Origin of the sequence: Synechococcus sp. CB0101, from assembly GCF_000179235.2 — a bacterium.
Classification (GTDB): Bacteria; Cyanobacteriota; Cyanobacteriia; order PCC-6307; family Cyanobiaceae; genus Vulcanococcus.
This window is the reverse complement of record NZ_CP039373.1, coordinates 1984200-2001626: the sequence shown is the minus strand read 5'-3', so window position 1 is coordinate 2001626 and position 17427 is coordinate 1984200. Positions and strand designations below refer to the sequence as shown.

At 67.6% G+C, this 17427-nt stretch carries 19 protein-coding genes and 1 tRNA gene; 11 read left to right on the top strand and 9 right to left on the bottom strand.

Annotation, left to right across the window (positions count from 1 at the left end):
• Positions 1-5: 5 nt before the first annotated feature.
• Genes CB0101_RS10685 through rplC form a run of 3 tightly spaced genes read right to left on the bottom strand, consistent with a single transcriptional unit; the run spans position 6 to position 1595 of the window.
• On the bottom strand, positions 6-308 hold the full coding sequence (locus tag CB0101_RS10685; RefSeq protein ID WP_010311670.1) for a 50S ribosomal protein L23: 303 nt from the start codon (positions 306-308) through the stop codon (positions 6-8).
• Positions 301-936 (bottom strand): 50S ribosomal protein L4, encoded by a 636-nt coding sequence (gene rplD / locus CB0101_RS10680; RefSeq protein WP_010311672.1) that lies wholly within the window; start codon positions 934-936, stop codon positions 301-303. Before rplD ends, CB0101_RS10685 begins: the two co-directional genes overlap by 8 nt.
• Positions 937-947: 11 nt before the next feature.
• The gene (rplC, locus tag CB0101_RS10675; RefSeq protein WP_010311675.1) at positions 948-1595 is read right to left on the bottom strand and encodes a 50S ribosomal protein L3; all 648 of its coding nucleotides are present in this window, start codon (positions 1593-1595) and stop codon (positions 948-950) included.
• A gap of 397 nt (positions 1596-1992) precedes the next feature.
• On the opposite strand from rplC, the gene ndhN reads away from it, so the two are divergent.
• The 6 genes from ndhN to recA all read left to right on the top strand — a co-directional run bounded on the left by ndhN (position 1993) and on the right by recA (position 7466).
• The gene (gene ndhN, locus CB0101_RS10670; RefSeq protein WP_010311677.1) at positions 1993-2460 is read left to right on the top strand and encodes an NAD(P)H-quinone oxidoreductase subunit N; all 468 of its coding nucleotides are present in this window, start codon (positions 1993-1995) and stop codon (positions 2458-2460) included.
• Positions 2457-3506, top strand: coding sequence for an LdpA C-terminal domain-containing domain (locus CB0101_RS10665; protein WP_010311679.1), 1050 nt, complete (start codon positions 2457-2459; stop codon positions 3504-3506). The genes ndhN and CB0101_RS10665 overlap by 4 nt, the downstream gene beginning before the upstream one ends.
• A gap of 55 nt (positions 3507-3561) precedes the next feature.
• Positions 3562-5232, top strand: a complete 1671-nt coding sequence (locus CB0101_RS10660) for an AAA family ATPase (protein WP_010311682.1) — start codon at positions 3562-3564, stop codon at positions 5230-5232.
• Between the two features lie 107 nt (positions 5233-5339).
• Positions 5340-5411 (top strand) — tRNA-Gln (locus tag CB0101_RS10655).
• Positions 5412-5429: 18 nt separating this feature from the next.
• Complete coding sequence (locus CB0101_RS10650; protein WP_010311684.1) at positions 5430-6182, top strand: HAD family hydrolase; 753 nt, start codon at positions 5430-5432, stop codon at positions 6180-6182.
• A gap of 156 nt (positions 6183-6338) precedes the next feature.
• Positions 6339-7466, top strand: a complete 1128-nt coding sequence (gene recA, locus CB0101_RS10645; protein ID WP_010311686.1) for a recombinase RecA — start codon at positions 6339-6341, stop codon at positions 7464-7466.
• 106 nt (positions 7467-7572) lie between these two features.
• Here the strand turns inward: recA and CB0101_RS10640 are convergent, their stop codons facing one another.
• The 3 genes from CB0101_RS10640 to CB0101_RS10630 all read right to left on the bottom strand — a co-directional run bounded on the left by CB0101_RS10640 (position 7573) and on the right by CB0101_RS10630 (position 9741).
• Complete coding sequence (locus CB0101_RS10640; RefSeq protein ID WP_010311689.1) at positions 7573-7911, bottom strand: DUF1815 family protein; 339 nt, start codon at positions 7909-7911, stop codon at positions 7573-7575.
• A gap of 114 nt (positions 7912-8025) precedes the next feature.
• The gene (locus tag CB0101_RS10635; protein WP_010311691.1) at positions 8026-8271 is read right to left on the bottom strand and encodes a DUF2839 domain-containing protein; all 246 of its coding nucleotides are present in this window, start codon (positions 8269-8271) and stop codon (positions 8026-8028) included.
• 36 nt (positions 8272-8307) lie between these two features.
• Entirely contained in the window at positions 8308-9741 is a 1434-nt protein-coding gene (locus CB0101_RS10630; RefSeq protein ID WP_010311693.1) for a helicase, read from the bottom strand.
• A gap of 41 nt (positions 9742-9782) precedes the next feature.
• Here CB0101_RS10630 and CB0101_RS10625 point away from each other — a divergent pair, with 41 nt between their 5' ends.
• On the top strand, positions 9783-10673 hold the full coding sequence (locus tag CB0101_RS10625) for a prephenate/arogenate dehydrogenase (protein ID WP_050778812.1): 891 nt from the start codon (positions 9783-9785) through the stop codon (positions 10671-10673).
• Here the strand turns inward: CB0101_RS10625 and crtD are convergent.
• A complete protein-coding gene (gene crtD / locus CB0101_RS10620; RefSeq protein WP_010311696.1) occupies positions 10670-12172 on the bottom strand; it encodes a C-3',4' desaturase CrtD in 1503 nt (500 codons plus the stop codon). The two genes, CB0101_RS10625 and crtD, sit on opposite strands and share 4 nt — an antisense overlap.
• A gap of 6 nt (positions 12173-12178) precedes the next feature.
• Between crtD and CB0101_RS10615 the strand changes: the two genes are divergently transcribed.
• On the top strand, positions 12179-13111 hold the full coding sequence (locus tag CB0101_RS10615; RefSeq protein WP_029553143.1) for a fructosamine kinase family protein: 933 nt from the start codon (positions 12179-12181) through the stop codon (positions 13109-13111).
• Between the two features lie 25 nt (positions 13112-13136).
• Here CB0101_RS10615 and CB0101_RS10610 read toward each other — a convergent pair whose 3' ends face one another.
• Positions 13137-13499 (bottom strand): CAAD domain-containing protein, encoded by a 363-nt coding sequence (locus tag CB0101_RS10610; protein WP_029553144.1) that lies wholly within the window; start codon positions 13497-13499, stop codon positions 13137-13139.
• Positions 13500-13552: 53 nt separating this feature from the next.
• Here CB0101_RS10610 and CB0101_RS10605 point away from each other — a divergent pair, with 53 nt between their 5' ends.
• Together CB0101_RS10605 and moeB are read left to right on the top strand one after the other, a co-directional pair.
• The gene (locus tag CB0101_RS10605) at positions 13553-14035 is read left to right on the top strand and encodes a M67 family metallopeptidase (RefSeq protein WP_010311703.1); all 483 of its coding nucleotides are present in this window, start codon (positions 13553-13555) and stop codon (positions 14033-14035) included.
• Between the two features lie 27 nt (positions 14036-14062).
• On the top strand, positions 14063-15235 hold the full coding sequence (gene moeB / locus CB0101_RS10600) for a molybdopterin-synthase adenylyltransferase MoeB (RefSeq protein ID WP_010311705.1): 1173 nt from the start codon (positions 14063-14065) through the stop codon (positions 15233-15235).
• Between the two features lie 58 nt (positions 15236-15293).
• On the opposite strand, the gene CB0101_RS10595 is transcribed toward moeB, so the two are convergent.
• Positions 15294-16493, bottom strand: coding sequence for a cob(I)yrinic acid a,c-diamide adenosyltransferase (locus tag CB0101_RS10595; RefSeq protein WP_010311707.1), 1200 nt, complete (start codon positions 16491-16493; stop codon positions 15294-15296).
• Between the two features lie 70 nt (positions 16494-16563).
• Here CB0101_RS10595 and larE point away from each other — a divergent pair, with 70 nt between their 5' ends.
• A complete protein-coding gene (gene larE / locus CB0101_RS10590) occupies positions 16564-17427 on the top strand; it encodes an ATP-dependent sacrificial sulfur transferase LarE (protein ID WP_010311709.1) in 864 nt (287 codons plus the stop codon).

Genomic DNA, 17427 nt, shown 5'->3' with positions numbered 1-17427 from the left:
ACCCCTCAGGCTTCAGGGAACAGCTGGATGGCGTTGCCATCGGCAAGACGCACCACGGCTTTTTTCACCTGGGCACGCTTGCCGGCGAAACGACCGACGCGACGGGACCGACGCGGAGGATTCATGGTGCTGACGCCGACGACCTTGACGTCGAACAGCTGCTCGACGGCGGCCTTGATGTCGGGCTTGGCAGCGCGGTGGTCCACCTCGAAGGTGTACTGGTTCTGCTCAATGGCCCGGGTGGCCTTCTCAGTGATCAGCGGCCGGCGGATCACATCCGCCAGACGACCGTTAAAGCGTTCAGTCATCGCCGTAGACCTCCTGAATCTTCGCGAGCGCTTCCTCGCTCACCACCAGATGGTTGGCGTGGAGCAGATCGAACACGTTGAGCTGATCAGCGGCGATCAGCTTCACCTTTTCAAGGTTGCGCACCGAACGGCGCACCACCTCGCTGGGGGCATCCAGCACCACCAGCACCTTGGCGCCATCGGCGATGCCGAAGCGGCCCAGGGCTGCCGTGATTTCTTTGGTCTTGGGGGTGTCCAGACCAGCAGCGAAGCCCTTCACCACCGTGATGTCGGCGGCGCGGCTCATCAGCGCGGTGCGCAGGGCCAGACGACGCTCCTTGCGGTTCATCGCCAGGTTGTAGGTGCGGGGCTTGGGCCCGAATACCACGCCACCACCGGGGCGCAGGGGAGTGCGGATCGAACCCTGACGAGCGCGACCGGTGCCCTTCTGCTTGTAGGGCTTGCGACCACCACCGGCCACTTCGGCGCGGGTGAGGGTGCTGGCGGTGCCCTGACGGGCGTGGGCCAGCTGACGCACCACAGCGCGGTGCACCAGGTCGTTAGCCGATGTTTCCTTGGCGACCTTCAGCTCAAGGGTGGCCTTGCCGGCCTCCTTGCCCTGCCAATCGCGAACAACACAGTTAGCCATTTCTGTCCTCCTCAGTTCGCGGCTTTAGCGCCCACCCGCTTGGCGGGGAGGATGTTCAGCAGGGCGCCGGGCTTACCGGGCACCGAGCCCTTCACCACGAGCAGGTTGCGCTCGGCATCCACTTTCAGGATCACGAGGCCGCGGGTGGTGATTTGCTTGCCGCCGTAGCGACCAGCCATGCGCTTGCCGGGGTACACGCGGCCGGGGGTGGTGCCGGCGCCGGTGGAACCCGGTTCGCGGTGGTTCTTTGAACCGTGGGTCATGGGGCCGCGGCTGAAGCCGTGGCGCTTCTGATAACCAGCGAAACCACGACCGATGGTGTCGCCGCTCACATCGACCTTCTGGCCCGCCTCAAAGGCGGCCACGGTGATTGCACCACCGAGCTCCAGACCGTCGACGGTGTCGACGCGGTACTCCTTCAGGTGGCGCAGAGGCTCGCTGCCGGACTTGGCCAGGTGACCCTTGGCCGGCTTGTTGACGAGCTTCTCGCGGATGTCACCGAAGCCCAGCTGAACGGCGGTGTAGCCGTCGGTGCTGTCGGTTTTGAGTTGGGTAATCCGGCAGGGACCCGCCTCGATCACGGTGACCGGGATGGATCTGCCTTCGTCGTCGAAGAACTGGGACATGCCCAGTTTCTTCCCAAGAATGCCGATGGACATATGGAGGGAGAAACGCCAGCAGGACCACCACTCCTCAGGAGTGGCGTGGCTGAATCGGGTTGCGCAGTTGGGCCGGATCGGTTGGGCTGCATCCGGAGCGATCCGGGGAAGCAGCGCGCAGATTCGGTTGGGCTAGCAGCGTCGAAACAGCGGGGGCTGGGACTTGCTGGGATGCGCGGGAGACCCGTTCATCAGATTCAGCAGTTTCCCGGTGACTCGTGAGAGCCACACAGGCCCGGGAAGGCCGCCACCACTGGCGACCTTGTGCAGTGCGCTGGAGGCCCGGCTAGCGGACGGGCACAGTTGCAATTGCACAAGCGAACATGGTATCTCACGACCCGACACCCCATGGCGAGGCGGTGTCCTGCCAGACTCGCCCCAGCATCCCGCCCAGCCCATGCCCCTGCTGCTCACCGGCCGCGGATTTCGCCAGGAGCTGGAGCGCGCTGGTGCCCTCGCCCTCTACGCGCCATTAGAAGGTGGCGCCGAAACGCGTCTGCTGCGCCGGTTGCGCGCCGCGGGCTACAGGGCCCAGATCACCTCAGCCCGGGGACTGGGCGATCCCGAGGCGTTTCTGCTCCAACAGCACGGCGTGCGCCCGCCCCACCTCGGCCACCAGAGCGTGGGCCGTGGCGCAGCCGTGGGTGAAGTGCACATGGCAGCACCGCAACTCGGCCACCTCTTTGATGGCAACGCGCCGGTGTTGCTCTGGCTGCTGGAAGGGCAGGTGCTCTCCCAGGCTGAACTGGCCGCCCTGCTGGAACTCACCCGGCGTGAACCTCGCCTGAAGATTGTGGTGGAACTGGGCGGTGCCCGAGCCCTGCGCTGGCAGCCCCTCGCTTCGGTACTCGCTCAGGCCGCTTGAGCGCTCCGGCGGCTGCCGAAGCCGCCCTGGCGGCCGGCCGCTTTGTGAAGCTGATCTGCGGCGCCGGCAACCAAGACCTGGCCGCGATTGAAGATCTCTGTGCCGTGTACAGCCTGGCGGGCGTGCACTGCATCGATGTGGCCGCCGATGCAGCCGTCGCTGCCGCGGCGCGGCGCGGCATGGCCTGGGCTGAGGAGCGCGGCGCCACCCGCCCCTGGCTGATGCTCAGCCTGAGCGATGGGGCTGATCCCCATTTCCGCAAGGCCAGCTTTGATCCACAGCGCTGCCCCAGCTCCTGCCCTCGGCCCTGCCAAAGGGTCTGCCCCGCCTTGGCGATTGGAGACAGCGGCGGTGTGCTGGCTGAGCGCTGCTACGGCTGCGGCCGCTGCCTGCCGGCCTGCCCTCTCGGGTTAATCAACGAGCAACAGGTGCTGCTCAGCCCGGAGGTGGTGCCGCAGCTGCTGGCGAGCGTGCAACCCGATGCCGTGGAGCTGCACACCCAAGCGGGGCGCCAGGAGGCCTTTGCCCAACGGCTGCAGCAGGTGCAGGCCAGCGGCGTGCCCCTGCAGCGCCTGGCGGTGAGCTGCGGTCTGGAGCGGGGCGCCGGCGCGAAGAGCCATCCAGACGCACCAGCTCCGGAGGCACCTCTCACTGCCCGTGAGCTGGCCGCCGAGCTGTGGCAGCGCTTCGCCTTGGTGCGCCAGGCCCAGCTCCAACCGCTCTGGCAGCTCGATGGCCGGCCGATGAGCGGCGATGTGGGCGTAGGCACAGCCCGCTCCGCCGTGAAGTTGCTGGAGGCGATCCGCCCCTGGGCCCCACCCGGCCCACTCCAGCTGGCCGGCGGCACCAATGCCAGCACCGCTGGATTGCTCGCCGACGATGCCGGCGCGGCGGGTGTGGCCTTTGGCGGGATGGCCCGCAGCCTGCTGCAACCCCTGCTGGTGGAGGCCGAGGGCCACGACCTACCGCTGCGGGACCAGCCCCACCTGCTGGCGCAGGCCTTGAGCCTGGCCAAAGCACTGATCGCGCCCTGGCAGAGCCGCTGATGGCTAGAACGCCAGTTCAGGACGCTCGGCGCCTCTGCCGGCTCAGCCACCCGTGATGGTTTCCGCTCCGATCAGCCCCCAGCGCATCACCGACGACCTCGACCGCCTGCTGGAGGTGCTGCCTGAGGCCGTGCGCCAGGCCCTGGCCCCGCCTGAGGCCCGCGAGCAATTGCTGGAGGTGGTGCTGGATCTGGGGCGCGTTCCCGAGGCCCGCTACCCCGGACGGGCCGTGGGCCTGGGCGATGCCGTGGTGGAGCGGGCCGACCTGGCGGCCGTGGTGGAGCAGCTGGGCGCCTTCGGTGGCGACAACCGCGCCGGCATTGAGCGCACCCTGCACCGCATCAGCGCCATCCGCAACCGCACCGGCACGATCGTGGGCCTCACCTGCCGTGTGGGGCGAGCCGTGTTCGGCACGGTGGCAATGGTGCGCGATCTGATGGATTCGGGCCAATCGCTGCTGCTGATGGGCCGCCCGGGCGTGGGCAAAACCACGGCCCTGCGTGAAATCGCGCGGGTACTGGCCGATGAGCTGGGCAAGCGGGTGGTGGTGATCGACACCAGCAACGAGATCGCTGGCGATGGCGACATTCCCCACCCCGCCATCGGCCGGGCCCGGCGCATGCAAGTGGCCCGCCCTGAACTGCAGCACCAAGTGATGATCGAGGCCGTGGAAAACCACATGCCGGAAGTCATCGTGATCGATGAAATCGGCACGGAGTTGGAAGCCCAGGCCGCGCGCACCATCGCTGAGCGCGGCGTGATGCTGGTGGCCACGGCCCACGGCAATGAACTGGCCAACCTGGTGAAAAACCCCACCCTCAGCGACCTGGTGGGGGGCATTGAATCGGTGACGCTCGGCGATGAGGAGGCCCGGCGACGACGCAGCCAGAAAACCGTCCTGGAGCGCGCGGCTGAACCCACCTTCCCGCTGGCGGTGGAGATGCACACGCGCAACCGCTGGCTGGTGCACCGCGATGTGGCCCGCACCGTGGATCTGCTGCTGCGGGGACAACTGCCGCGGCCGCAGGTGCGCGAACTTGATGGCGATGGTCGCCTGCACCTCCAGGAACCGAGCCCTCCCCAGGCCCTGATCCGCCCCGAACCAGCCCAGGGCGGTCGGCCGCCGCTGCCACGCCGCCCACGGGACCTGGCCCCGGTGCCGCTTCCGGATCCCGTGGCTGCTCCTGAGCCCGAACCAGCACCGGATGAAGCCCAAGCCGGCGCCCCCCAATCGCCCTTGCTGCTCTACGGGGTCGGCGTGAGTGCACTGCTGCTGGAGCAGGCGATCCGCAGCCGCCGCCTGCCGGTGCAGTGCGTGGAGACCGTGGAGGAGGCCGATGTGGTGCTGGCTCTGCGTCAACACCTGGGCCAGCAACCGGAGCTGCGTCGCCGCGCTCAGCAGGCCGGCGTACCAATCCTGGTGATCAAGGCCGACACCCTGCCGCAGGTACAACGGGGCCTCGAGCGGCTGCTGCAGCGGCGAGAGCCGGCGGAACCGCCCCAGGCCGAGCCAGGCCGCAGCGGCGCCGACGACGATCTGGCCGCCCTGGAGGAGTGCCGCTTAGCCGTGGAGCAGCTCGTGCTGGCCAAGGGGCAACCGGTGGAATTGCTGCCCCGCAGCGAGCGGGTGCGTCGCCTGCAGGCGGAGCTCGCCGCTCGCTATCAGCTGGCCACCGCCGACTTCGGCAGCGGCCGCCAGCAGCGGCTGCGCATCTTTCCGCGCTGACGGCGGGAGCAAGATTGGCCGGCGAGATTGACGAAGGTCGACCCGCTGTGGGTAACTATCTGAGTGCTCGCACAGCAGCGCCTCGGCGCCTGACCTGAGCGACTCGTTGGGCCGTCGCCAAGTGGTAAGGCAGCGGGTTTTGGTCCCGCCATTCCTAGGTTCGAATCCTAGCGGCCCAGTTTTCAGAGCTTCCAGCCATGGCTGATGCGCCACTGCTGGTGTTCGATTTCGATGGCGTGCTGGTCGATGGCATGGCCGAGTACTGGTGGAGTGCCCGCCGCGCCGCCCTGGCACTCTGCCCCCAGTGCACGCTGCCCGAGCAGGCACCCCCCGGGTTCAGCCAACTGCGGCCGCTGATCCACAAGGGCTGGGAAATGGTGCTGGCCGCTCTGGAGCTCTCCAGGCCGGAGCTCAACCTGCCCGATTACCTCAGCCATTACGACCGCCATCTCCAGGCCGCACTGGTGCGCTGGCAGGTTGAGCCCTACACCCTGCAACGCAGCCTTGAAGCGCTGCGCCAGGAGGCGATCGACACCAACCCCGAGGCCTGGCTGGCTCTGCACCAGCCCTACCCCGGCGTGATCGAACGGTTGCAGGCCCTGAGCCAAGGCGGCAGCCCCTGGCGGGTGCTGACCACCAAGGGCGGCGCCTTCGCTCAGCAACTGCTGCAGGCCTACGGGCTGGAGCCCGAAGCCGTGGATGGCCACGAGCAGGGCAGCAAGCCCGAGGTGCTGCTGCAGCTGAGCCGCCAGCGGTCTCACCCGATCTGGTTTGTAGAAGATCGCCGGCCCACCCTCGAGGCCGTTCGCGCCACCGCAGGACTCGAGGCCGTGCGCTGCTTCCTGGTGACCTGGGGCTACCTGGCCCCCGGCGACCTGGCGGACCTCCCAGCCGGCATCAGCCCCCTGGAGCCGGAGCAGTTCGCCGCACCCCTGGCGAGCTGGCCCTGATCCGCTAGCGTACGCCTGTACTACAGCCAGGTGAAGCCCTCAGCGGTGAAACATCTGGCGCCTGCGGTGGCACTTCTGTTGATGAGGTCGCCCAGGATGAGCTCGGTTCCGCCGGCTCACTGCACCGCGGCCTGCCCCCATCGCTGAATCGCAGACATGCCAGCCGACACCAAAACCAGCAGCCCCGCCGCTGGCGCCTCCAACACCAACCCCGAGCGCGATAAGGCCCTGGGCCTGGTGCTCAACCAGATCGAACGCAACTTCGGCAAGGGCTCGATCATGCGCCTGGGGGATGCCTCGCGCATGCGGATCGAAACCAGCCCCACCGGCGCCCTCACCCTCGACCTGGCCCTGGGCGGCGGCTACCCCAAGGGCCGTGTGGTGGAGATCTACGGCCCGGAGAGCTCCGGTAAAACCACCCTCACCCTGCACGCCATCGCCGAGGTGCAGCGCCGCGGTGGCGTGGCCGCCTTCGTCGACGCTGAGCACGCCCTGGATCCGGTGTACGCCGCCGCCCTGGGGGTCGATATCGAGAACCTGCTGGTCTCCCAGCCGGATACCGGCGAAATGGCGCTGGAGATCGTGGACCAACTGGTGCGCTCCGCCGCCGTCGACATCGTGGTGGTCGACTCGGTGGCCGCCCTCACCCCGCGCGCTGAGATCGAAGGCGAAATGGGTGATCTGGCGGTGGGCAGCCAGGCGCGTTTGATGAGCCAGGCGATGCGCAAGATCACCGGCAATATCGGCAAATCCGGCTGCACCGTGATCTTCCTCAACCAGCTGCGCCAAAAGATCGGCGTGACCTACGGCAACCCGGAAACCACCACCGGCGGCAATGCCTTGAAGTTCTATGCGTCGGTGCGCCTCGACATCCGCCGCATCCAGACCCTCAAGCGCGGCACCGAGGAATACGGCATCCGCGCCAAGGTAAAGGTGGCCAAAAACAAGGTGGCCCCGCCCTTCCGCATCGCTGAGTTCGACATCCTGTTCGGCCGCGGCATCAGCACCGTGGGCTGCCTGCTGGATCTCGCTGAAGAGAACGGCGTGGTGGTGCGCAAAGGCGCCTGGTACAGCTACGAGGGCGACAACATCGGCCAGGGCCGCGACAACACGATCACCTGGCTCGAGCAAAACCCTGAGCCGAAGGAACAGATCGAGCGCCAGGTGCGCGAGAAGCTGAGCGAAACCAGCGACTCGCTCAAACCCGTGGCCGCCGCCGCCGCTCGCCTGGCCGCCAGTGGCGCCGCTGCCAGCAGCGAGGAAGCTGTGCCAGCCGCCAGCTGAGGCAGCGGTCCAGCCCCCTTCAACGCGAAAGCCCCCGCCGATCAGCGGGGGCTTTTTTGTGCAGACGCATTCAGAGCAACTCAGACAAGTGCCCAGGGAAGCTGCTTCAGGCGCTGATCACGGCCGCGGCCTGGGCTGACTGGGCATGCAGGGCCGCAGCCACACGCTCGAGTTCCTGAATGGCTTCTGCACCCTCGAACTTCACCAGCTCGTGCCCATTGCGGGATTCCACCCAGCTGATGCCGTAGTCGGACACAAGAAAACGCACCATGTGGCCATCGCCGAGATCGGCCACAAAGGAAGCGCCATGACCATCACGGTCATCACCACAGACATAGCAAGTGGCGGCAAAACCCTGTTGCTGCAGACCATCGGCGAGAGCGCGAAGGCTCATCACCAGATCTTCCACAACCGATCGATAGTGCTCAGCCAGACGCGCGAACATGGGCGTAGAGCATTGAATAGAGGGATCCTAAGCTTTTCTTCAGGATTGCGTGGGTAGGAATACTCAGCGCGGCGACTCTGTCACCGTTTGCCGACGCATCGGGATCAGTGGTGATCAGCCATCCGCCAGGGCCCACCAGCCGGCAGCCGGGCCGATGAAGCGCACAATCACCCAAAACAGCACCAGAGCCGCGATCCCAATCCAGGCACCGCGGGTGGTGATCTGCACAAATTGCTCGCCCTGGCGCTGGGTGAGGGGCAACCAGGGCGCCAGGCGCGGTGAGGTATCGACAGGCTTGGTCTTGGCCGGCTTGGGCCGCGGGGGCAATCCCTGTTCAGCGCGGCGCTTGGCCTCTCCCATCGAGCCTGTTCGCATCAGCGCCCCAGGGTAGAGGGCTTAATCGGGCCGCAACCGCGTCAACGCCACCCAAGGCTCGAGTGCCTCCAACACCGTGCGCCCCCAGCCCCGGCGGCGCAGGCGCCCATCCAGCACCGCCAGCCGGCCGCTGTTGCGCCGCACGCCGGCCACGGCCAACTGCAGCCGCTGCAGCGACTCCGGCAACAGCAGCTCCCGAAACCAATCGCGGCCCCGCAGGCGCAGCGCCGACACCCGGGCTGCCGTGAGGGGATCCTCCAGGCTGGCGATCGGCAAGGTGGCGGCCACCAGCTGCGCAGGCAGAGGCAAGCGCTCCTGATGCTCGAGCCACCAGCTCCAGGCGCAACAGATCACACCATTGCTCTCCGGCGCCGTGAGCTGATGCCCCACCCGGGAGCCGAATTCAGCCGCCAGCGCGCTGGTGAGCCGCAGGCGCTGGCCTTCGTCGTCCACCAGCACCACCGTCAGCCCGCTCTGCCCGAGCACGAGCCGGCGGCACTGATCCAGCAGATGGGTGTCGTAATGGGGGGCATTGGGCAGGGGCTGCCCCTGGGGCGCAAACAGCGGTAGGGGATCCAGCAGCGGCGGATCCGCCAGGCTTAACTCCACCTGGGGGGTGAAACCCAGCACCGGGCCCTGGGCCTCTGGCCAGGGGCCCACCAACACCACGCCGCGGCTGTGCAGCAACCCGGGCAGTTCAGCCAGGGGCTGCAGGGGCTGGCGATGCCATTGCCACTGCAAAACGGTGGGATTCACCTGGGCCCAGCTGGTCCAAGCCTCGCCGCTGCTCTCCAGCCAGCGGGGCCAGGGATCGGGCAAGGGGCCAAGCAACGCCAAGAGCTGCCGCAGGGGGGCTTCCTCCTCGGGCGCGATCGCCACCTGCTGATGGGGGCCGCAGGGCCGGGCCAACAGGCGCCGGCTGAGGCGTTCATGCAACTGCAGCAACGTCGCCGCCGCCGAAGGAAGGCTGCGGCGGAGCTGTTCCCAATGCTCCGTCTCGATCACCACGGCCAAGGCCTCGCGCAGCAGAGGCTCCAGTAGCTCCCCCTCCGGCACCACCAATTGGCGGTCCTCCAGAGCACCAGAGCTCCAGGCCTGCGTCAGCTGCTCGTGCTGGAGCAGCCACAACCGGCCAGCCGGTGGGGGCTGGGACCCTTCCCAGCAGGCCAGCTGCAGGCCCACCGCCTCCAGCCGCGGCAGTTCCACCTGCAGCAGCCGTTGGCGCAACGCCGGGCTCACCAGCATCGCCACACCCTCGGAGTGCAGCGCCAGGGGCACCAGCAACCCCAACAGCCAGCTGGGATCACTGCCTGGAGCCAGGCGGATCAGGGTCTGGTCGCCGCGGCGGAGGCTGCGGGCCACCAAACGGCTCAAGGTGAGGTGATGGGGCCAGCGCGGTTCACCGGCCTGGCGGAGCAAGGCCTTGAGTTGATGGTGGGCCCGCGCTTCCAGCATCGTGAAAGCGTAGGAAGCTGGCCAAAAGCCACTGTTCAGAGATGACATCCAGCCAAGGGGAGTCCGCCCAGGGCCCGGGCGCTCTGCACGCACGGCCCGTGGGCCTCGTGGGGTTGGGGCTGATCGGTGGATCGCTAGGGCTGGATCTGCAAGCCGCGGGGCTGGAGGTACGGGCCCTGGTGCATCGCGAACGCACCGCCGAGCGGGCGCGGGAGCGCCGGCTGGCCAATCGGATCGACACCAACCCAGCGGTGCTGCAGGGCTGCGGCCTGATCGTGCTGGCCCTTCCACTCGATCGCCTGTTGGATCCAGCGGCGGAGCTGCTGGCCGCCCTGCCCAGCGATGCCGTGATCACTGACGTGGGCTCAGTGAAGCAACCGGTGCTCGAGCGCTGGCAGCCGCTGCATCCACGCTTCGTGGCCAGCCATCCGATGGCTGGCACCGCTGAAGCCGGCGTGGAAGCAGGTGTACGGGACCTGTTTAGCGGCCGCCCCTGGGTGGCCACCCCCACCGCCAGCACCGACCCCGCTTCCCTTGCCCTGGTGCAGGAGCTCGCCGCCACCGTGCAGGCCCAGTGGCTCTGCTGTGACGCCACTGCCCACGACCAGGCAGTCGCCCTGATTTCGCACATGCCCGTGCTGGTGAGCGCAGCGCTACTCGAAACCGCAGAACGGGGCGGCCAGGCCGCCGCTGCTGACACCCTGGTGCGGCAACTGGCCTCCAGTGGCTTTGCCGACACCAGCCGCATCGGTGGGGGCAACCCGGAACTGGGCACCCTGATGGCCCGCTGCAACCAAGAGGCCGTGCTGCAGGCGATCCAGCACTACCGCCAACAACTGAGCGAGCTAGAAGCGCTGGTGGAGCAGAACGCCTGGCCGGCCTTGCAGCAGCGGCTCGAACACTGCCAGGCCTTGCGCCCTGAGTTCCTCTAGGGCGCCAGCTGCAGCTCACGGCCTGCGGCGGCGAGCAGCTGCCGGCAAGCGGTGAAGGCCGAGAGGCTCACCCCCGCGGTGCCCTCACCCGGATAAATCGCATCACCGCAGAGCCAGAGACCCGGCAGAGGCGTACGGCTGGCCAAGCCGAACGGGCCAAAGCGGCTCGGGTGCTGCCCCAGCCCCCCCACAAAACCGAATGGCCGGCCCGTCCAACCGGAGAAACCCCGGGGCGTGGCCAGTTCAACGTGCAGGTAATGCTCGGGCTGGAGGCCCAGCAGCTGCTGCAAGCCAGCCTGAATCCCGCTCAGGGCCTTCTGTTTGCGCGCTTGATAGTCGGCCTCCGGCAAGCCAAACCAGGGCTTGGCTGGGGTGAACACGCTGGCAATCACGGTGGCCTGCCCGGCCGGGGCGCGGCCATCGCCCTCGGCACTGATCGATACGAACAAGTTGCCGGGCTCAGCCCACTCCAACTGGGCATGCAGCCCCAGATGCTGGGGCAGGCAAGAGCGGGGCACGGCGCCGTAGAGCACCACCGCACCGGAAGGATCAGGGAAGCCAGCAATCCGCTGGCGATAGGCCTCCGGCAGATGCTCGCCCAGTAGCTCAGGCAGCAGCTGCGGCGGAAGGGTGTTCACCACCTGATCGGCCTGCAGCGCAAAGGGCCGCTGCGCTGCCGCCTGCCCGTTCAGCTGCCAGCCAGCTGCTACGGGCTCAAGGCTCTGCACACGGTGGCGCAACCGCAGCCGGCCACCGGCCTGGGCGAGCGCCTGCTCAAGGGCGGTGCTGAGCGCCTGCATCGAGCCCTGCAGATGCCAGAGGCCCAGGGGGGCCTGGGCCATCGCCAACACGGTGGCGCCATAGAGGGCCGCGGTGCGATCGGCGGGCTCCTGGGAATAGAGCTTCAGCTGCAGATCGAGAAAGCGGCGCAGGCGCTGATCGCGGCCGCAGCCGCAGAGCACCAGCAGGTCGGCGACCGTGGCACCCACCAATGCACCACTGGCGAGGCTGCCGGGGCCTACCGCACCCAGCAACTGGCGAAGATCCCAGAGGCTGCGGGGAGGCAGCACCGGATCACGGCCGGCGAAGGCCCAATTGCTGCGATGCAGCCAGGCACACAACTGCCAGAAGCGCTCACTGCCGGGGAACTGGCGCTGCCGCTCCTGCTGCCAGCGCTGGGGGTCGCGCCAGAGGGCGATGGGCTCGTGTTCCCCGGCAAGCTGCACGCTGCAGCCGGGATCCAGCGGGGTGGCCGCCGGCAACGGCAGGCCGAAATGGCGAAACAGGCGCTCATGGATTCCGCCCGGCTCAAACCCAGCCACCTGGGTGGCGCCCGCATCAAAGGTGTAGGGACCCCGGCGGAAGGTGCCGGCGCAACCGCCGCTCTGGCTGTGGGCTTCCAGCAGCTCCACCTGCAGCCCCTCAGCGGCCAACACAGCTGCAGCAGTGAGGCCGGCAATGCCGCCCCCCACCACCGCCACATCACAACGGCTCACCATCGCGGCATGCTGGCAGCGCGCGCGTCGGGATCGGCCATGCAGCAGCAGGTGATGGCGCGCTGGCTGGCGCAGCAGGGGCTCGAGCTAGCGGCGATGCAACCGGTGGGCGGCGGCTGCATCCATCGCGCCTGGCAACTGGAGCTCAGGGATGGCAGCCGGCGCTTTGCCAAAACCAACCGCGCCGCTCTGCTGCCGGTGCTGGAGGCCGAGGCCGACGGCCTGGCCGCCCTGCAGGCCGCTGCAGGCAGCGCAGGCTCCGCAGCAGATCTGCCCACGATTCCTGAGCCCCTGGCCCTCGCCGAGCTTGAGGGTGAAGCGGTGTTGCTGCTGAGCTGGCTCGATCTGGGCGGCAGCCATAAGCAGGGCTGGCGAGAGTTGGGCAGAGGCCTTGCGCGGCTGCACCGGGCAAGCCTCAACAGCGGCGACGGGCGCTTTGGCTGGCACCGCAGGAATTTCATCGGCTCAGGCCCGCAACACAACAACTGGCATTGCAGCTGGGCTGAGTTTTTCAGCGAACAGCGCTTAGTGGTGCAGCTGCAGCTGGCAGCAGAGGCGGGCCGGGCGATACCCCAGGCTCAAGCGCTGCTGGAGGAGGTGCCCCACTGGCTGGCCGCTCATGAACCGGAGGCCTGCCTGGTGCACGGCGATCTCTGGAGCGGCAATGCCGGATTGCTCCATGGCGGCGGCGGCGCCGTGTTTGATCCAGCGGTGTACCGGGGCGATCGCGAAGTGGATCTGGCGATGGCCCGCCTCTTTGGCGGATTTCCAGCGGCCTTCTTTGAGGGTTACCAGCAGGAATGGCCGCTACCCGCAGGCCACCAGCAGCGCGTGGAGCTCTACAACCTGTATCACCTGCTCAACCACGCCAACTTGTTCGGCGGTGGCTACTGGCATCAAAGCGCCGCTTGCATCCAGGAGCTACTGCGCTCCTGGAGCTGACGGCGCTGAAGGAAGGAGCCCTGGCTCAGCCCAGGTATTCCTTACGCAGGCTCTGCACCTTGGTGATCACAGCGGAGCGCTTATCGCTGGTGGTGAGGTTCTGCCAGCTCCATTGGCCCACCACCACCAGGCCCAGCAGCTCCAGCAGGCCGGGCACCACGGGCAGCAGGTTGATGGTGTCGATCACGCCCTTGATCAACACCTGGGCGACGATCACCACCACAAGCACGCCCACACCCTTGCCGATGCGGCCCATCTGGCTCCAATCGACCTTGTCGAGGGTCTCGTTCACCTTGCTGAGCACTTCGCTGTAGCGCTCGGTGAAGCTGGCGCCGGACTCATCAGCAGGGCTGGCCTGGTCCTTGAGGTCGGGGGTCTCGACGGTCATCGGCCAGGTCATGAATTATTACTTCGCCATAAGGTATCCGGGTGCGTGCACTAATGCCAGAGCACCTGCAGTTCGATGGGCATTGCCTGATCGTTCTGGAGCGCACCCTGCAGGCCGCAGAACCCGAGGAGGGCTGCGCCTTGCTGCTGGGCACCCGCAGCAGCACCACCCTGCGGGTGCAATGGATCTGGCCTTGCCGCAACGTGTGGCAACCAGCCCAGGAGCGACCTCAGCGCTTCAGCCTTGACCCGCGCGAACAGCTGCTGGCCCAGCGCTGGTGCCGCAGCCGCGCACTCACGGTGCTCGGCGCTGCCCACAGCCATCCGACCAGTGCTGCCGTGCCATCGCCTACCGACCGGCAGCTCTGCGTGGGCCCCACCCTGATGGTGATCCGCAGTGGGCTCGAGCCAACCAGTGCGGCCCTGCGCGCCTGGTGGATGCAGGAGGGGTATGGCAGCTCAGCCCTGGCGGAGCCCCAAGAACTCACGATTGAGCCGCCGGCAGCGACCGCAGGGGCCGGGCATTTGGGAGAGTAGGGAGCTGGACAGCGTTTCGCTCGCCCCATGCTTCCCCCCGACACCACCGGCATCGAGCTCAGCCCCGATGAGGTGGCCCGCTTTGCGCGCCATCTGATCCTGCCGGAGGTGGGCATGGAGGGGCAGAAGCGCCTCAAAGCCTCCTCGGTGCTGTGCGTGGGCACCGGTGGCCTCGGCTCACCGCTGCTGCTGTACCTGGCGGCAGCCGGCGTGGGCCGCATCGGCATCGTGGACTTCGATGTGGTGGATCACTCCAACCTGCAGCGCCAGGTGATCCACGGCACGAGCTGGGTGGGCAAGCCCAAGATCGAATCCGCCAAGGCGCGGATCCTCGAGATCAACCCCCACTGCCAGGTGGATCTCTACGAAACGGCACTCACCAGCGAGAACGCTCTGGAGATTGTTCGCCCGTACGACATCGTCTGCGACGGCACCGACAACTTCCCCACCCGCTACCTGGTGAACGACGCCTGCGTGCTGCTGGGCAAGCCCAACGTGTACGGCTCGATCTTCCGGTTTGAAGGCCAGGCCACGGTGTTCAACCTGGATGCCGAAAGCCCCAACTACCGCGACCTCTTCCCGGAGCCCCCGCCGCCGGGCATGGTTCCCTCCTGCGCCGAAGGCGGTGTGGTGGGTGTACTGCCCGGAATCATCGGCGTGATCCAGGCCACCGAAGCGGTGAAGATCATCACCGGCATCGGCACCACCCTCAGCGGCCGCCTGCTGCTGTTCGATGCCCTGGGCATGAAGTTCCGCGAGCTGAAGCTGCGGCCCAACCCGGAGCGCCCGGTGATCGACAAACTGATCGACTATCAGGAGTTCTGCGGCGTGGGCGGCAGCGCTCCGGGCCAAGAAGAGGCCGGCGCGGTGGACAACATCAGCGTGAGCGAGCTCAAGGTGCTGCTCGATGGCGACACCAGCGGCATGGTGTTGATCGACGTGCGCAACCCGCCTGAAGCGGAGATTGCCGTGATCCCTGGCGCCACCTTGATCCCCCTCGATCAGATCGAGAACGGCACCGCCGTGGACCGCGTGAAAGACCTGGCCGCCGGCAAAACCCTCTACGTGCACTGCAAGCTGGGCGGCCGCAGCGCCAAGGCCCTAATTGCTCTCAAGCGCCACGGCATCGAAGGCATCAACGTGGCCGGCGGCATCGACGCCTGGAGCCAAGAGGTGGACAGCTCAGTGCCGCGCTACTGATCCAGCCGCAACAGCCGATCAGCCCTTGCTTCAAGGCCGGGGCTGATCAACCAGCTGCTCAGTAATCCACGCCACGCTTGAGATCCACGCCACGCTCGGCGTAGTGCTTGTGGCACACCATCTCGGAGTGCACGCTGGCCAGATCGAAATAGGCCGGTGGGTGCTTGCAGCGGCCCGTGAGGATCACCTCAGTTTCCGAGGGCTTGCGCAACAGCGTTTGCACGATCGGCTCCACCGGCAACAGCTCGAGATCCACGGTGGGGTTGATCTCATCGAGGATCACGGTCTTGTAGAGGCCGCTGGAAATCGCAGCTCTGGCGATCTCCCAGGCCCGCTCGGCCTCCACGTAGTCGATCGGCTGCTGCTGGCCGCGCCAGACGATGGCATCACGACCCGAGCGCAGGTGATCCACCAGGTGGGGATAGCTCTCGCGCAGGGCCGCAATCGCCGCATCTTCGGTGTAGCCGCTGCCGCCTTTGAGCCACTGCAGGATCAGCACCCGGTGGCTCTTGTCCTGGCTGATGCCGCGGCCGATGGCCTGCAGGGCCTTGCCCAGGGCGCTGGTGGATTTGCCCTTGCCCTCTCCTGTGTACACCTCGATGCCATCGATGCCGGCCGCGAGTGCTTCTCCATCGAAATCGGCAGGAGGGGTGTCTTGGCGGCGGTGGGCGCGCATCTCTGAATGGAGATCGGCGATCTGCACGAGCGAACGCGGGGCGCCGCGGCCGGTCACGATCACCTCCATACCGGCGGGTTTGGCGGCCAGGGTGCGCACCACCTCGTCCACATCGAGCAGGCCCAGATCCAGAACGGGGTTGAGCTCATCGAGCACCACCACCGAATAGAGATCGCTCGCAATCGCGCCCTTGGCGATCGTCCAGCCGCGCTCGGCCTCCTGGATATCGATGCGCGTGACCTGATCAGCCCCGAAGAACTCACCACGGCCGGTGCGCACCTGATCAATCAGATGGGGAAAGCCCTGCTGCAGCGCCTCAATCGCGGCGTCTTCGTCGTAGGCGCGGCCGGGCCCCTTGAGGAAGCGCAGCAGCAGCACGCGCGTTTGCTTCTGCTCGCAGATGCCGAGGCCAATCGTGCGCAGCACCACACCCAGGGCTGCCTGGCTCTTGCCCTTGCCCTCACCGTCGTACACGTGCAGCTGGCCGTGGCTGCGCTCACTGCTGCCGGCAGCGGTGCGGATACCGATGCCACGCCCGGTACCGCGGCTTGTTGTGGTGGCGGAAGTTGCCTGCGGGGCCATGGCCAAGCCACTTACCGTCGGACTCTAACGAGGGCTTCTAGGGAGCCATCGCCAGCGGTTTGCAGCGCTGATGCCGGCACAGCACCCCACCGTGGACGGGCTCGAGCCCGCTTGGCAGCAGGCCCTGGCGGACCTGCGCGCCAGCATCGCCCGCCAGCCGGCGGCCTTGGTGGCCTACTCCGGCGGGGTCGACAGTGCCCTGGTGGCAGCGATCGCCGCGGAACAGCTGGGTGCACAAGCCCTAGCGATCACGGGGGTGTCACCGGCGCTGGCACCACACCTGCGCGAAGAGGCCCAACTGCAGGCGCAGTGGATGGGCATCGAGCACCGCGAAATCGCCACCTCAGAACTGAACGATCCGGCCTACAGCAGCAATCCGGCCGATCGTTGCTACGCCTGTAAACGAGAGCTCCACACCCTCCTGGCCGAGATGCGCGATGCCGCCGCCGCTGCAGGATTCGAGGCCGCCGTGGTGCTCGATGGGGTTAACCACGACGATCTGGGCGATCACCGCCCCGGCATCCGCGCGGCCCAGGAACGCGGCGTGATCTCCCCCCTGGCGGAGCTCGGCATCAGCAAAGCCGGGGTGCGCGCCATCTCCAGGGCCCTGGGCTTCCCCTGGTGGGATAAGCCGGCGCAGCCCTGCCTGGCCTCTCGCTTTCCCTACGGCGAGGTGATCAGCGCCGAGCGCCTGCAACGGGTGGCCCGCGCTGAAGCCTGGCTGCGGCAGCGGGGCTTTGCAGAGCTGCGGGTGCGCAGCCAAGGGGAGGCCGCCCGCATCGAACTACCACCCGATCAGCTACCGGCCTTGCTCGACACGCAGCTCCGACCAGCGCTGGTGACGGCCTTCCTCGAGCTGGGCTTCACCGCCGTGAGCCTGGATCTCGAGGGTCTGGTGAGCGGCAAACTCAACCGCGCTCTGCCGCAGCCCTGA